The sequence below is a fragment of the Acidiphilium sp. genome, assembly GCF_049977125.1.
In the GTDB taxonomy this organism is placed as follows: domain Bacteria; phylum Pseudomonadota; class Alphaproteobacteria; order Acetobacterales; family Acetobacteraceae; genus Acidiphilium.
Genome location: NZ_JBMFGY010000200.1, coordinates 1,562 through 2,937 on the forward strand (window position 1 = coordinate 1,562; position 1,376 = coordinate 2,937).

Here is a 1,376-nt window from a genome sequence, read left to right on the forward strand (position 1 = left end):
TTACGGGGCTGACGATTGCGGGCGATGAACGCCGGGTAGACATCCTGCCCGCCCGCATAGAACCGACCCCTGTGCAGAAAGCGAAGCCCGCGCTGAAGACGCGGCGGACAGGTGCCGCGGAACGGATCATGGGCGAGGCAGATATCGATGACATCCGTGACCGACCGGACCCCCGCCTTGTCGCGCAGCAGGATCCAGCGATCCAGAAGACCCGCCCAGATTTTCAGGATATGGCGGGATTTCGGGGTGTCCTCACGCGGCGCGCCCGAGAAATCGACCGGCAGGCCGATCGTGTAGGCCCGCTCATGCAGGCTCGAGGTCAGGCGATTGAGTCCGCGCTGGGACATCTCGGGCAGCCAGATCGGCAGGATCTCGCGCGGGGCGGTCAGGCGACCCGCGCCCTGAACGAGTACGCAGGCCGGACAAGCCTCCAGCAGATTGCCGGCGTCGCAATGGCGGCGATCACCGTCACGAAAGAAAATGAACGGATCGCCGGCGAACGGCAATCCGCAGAAGTGGCAGTGTGACCGGGAGGTCTCCGCGACCTTCCGACCGGTTGCCCGAACGCCCTGGCCATACCCGCCGAGGCTCGATGGATGAACGCCGATCGAAAGGGTCGCGGAGGTCGACATAACGAGTCAGCCCTGACCGAAGGTCAGCTGCTGCTGCTGGCCGGTCACCTTCGAGTTTGCCGCTGAGACCGTCTGGCTCGAGTAGTTGACGATGCTCGGCAGCGTCGCAAAAAAACCCGTGGCCACGAGACCGGCGATGGCATAGCCGAGCCGGTGCTCGCTCGAATTCGGGTTCTTGCGGTTGTGGAAGAACGTATAGCCGGATGCCAGCGCGGCCACGAGTGCCAACGCGTAGCTGAACAGATCGCCGATATACGTCGTGCCGGTCAGCAGATCGGTCGAGGCCGCCTGCATCCGTCCGCCCAGCGTGTCGCCGGCGGTCGCCGCGAACGCCGGATGCACCGCGGCCGCGATAGCGAGCGTGGCGAACCCGAGCGAGAGGGCGTTACGGGACTTGAGTGATTTGGCAAGACGGCGGAACCACCGCGGTGCCTTCGGGGTGTTGATGGTGTCCATCAGTCATCAGGCTCCAGAGACGGAGGGGGAATTCCCTCGCGTGAAGCCGATGCTGCCGGACAAGGATGCAAACGCCATGCGGAAAATCGGCGTCGCGGGAGGACAAATTTTTCACGAAATCGCGATTGTATTCGGGTCGGCGAGACCGGCCGCGACGAGGAACGTCCGTGCGTCGGCCTGGTATTCCGCGATCAGCGGCATGACGTGCTCGCGCAGCACTTTGGGGCATCGGCGCAACCGCCGGCCGCGATCCTGATCGGGCAACCGGAGAAGTGCGGCGGCAAAATT

Annotated in this window: 2 protein-coding genes; both read right to left on the reverse strand. The window is 64.5% G+C overall.

All coding sequences use genetic code 11. The features are described from left to right. The coding region (locus ACP5E6_RS16605; protein WP_427956006.1) for a hypothetical protein at positions 1 to 632 on the reverse strand (632 nt) is incomplete at its 3' end. Positions 633 to 638: 6 nt separating this feature from the next. Beyond that, on the reverse strand, positions 639 to 1,088 hold the full coding sequence (locus tag ACP5E6_RS16610) for a hypothetical protein (protein ID WP_427956009.1): 450 nt from the start codon (positions 1,086 to 1,088) through the stop codon (positions 639 to 641). Positions 1,089 to 1,376 lie beyond the last annotated feature (288 nt).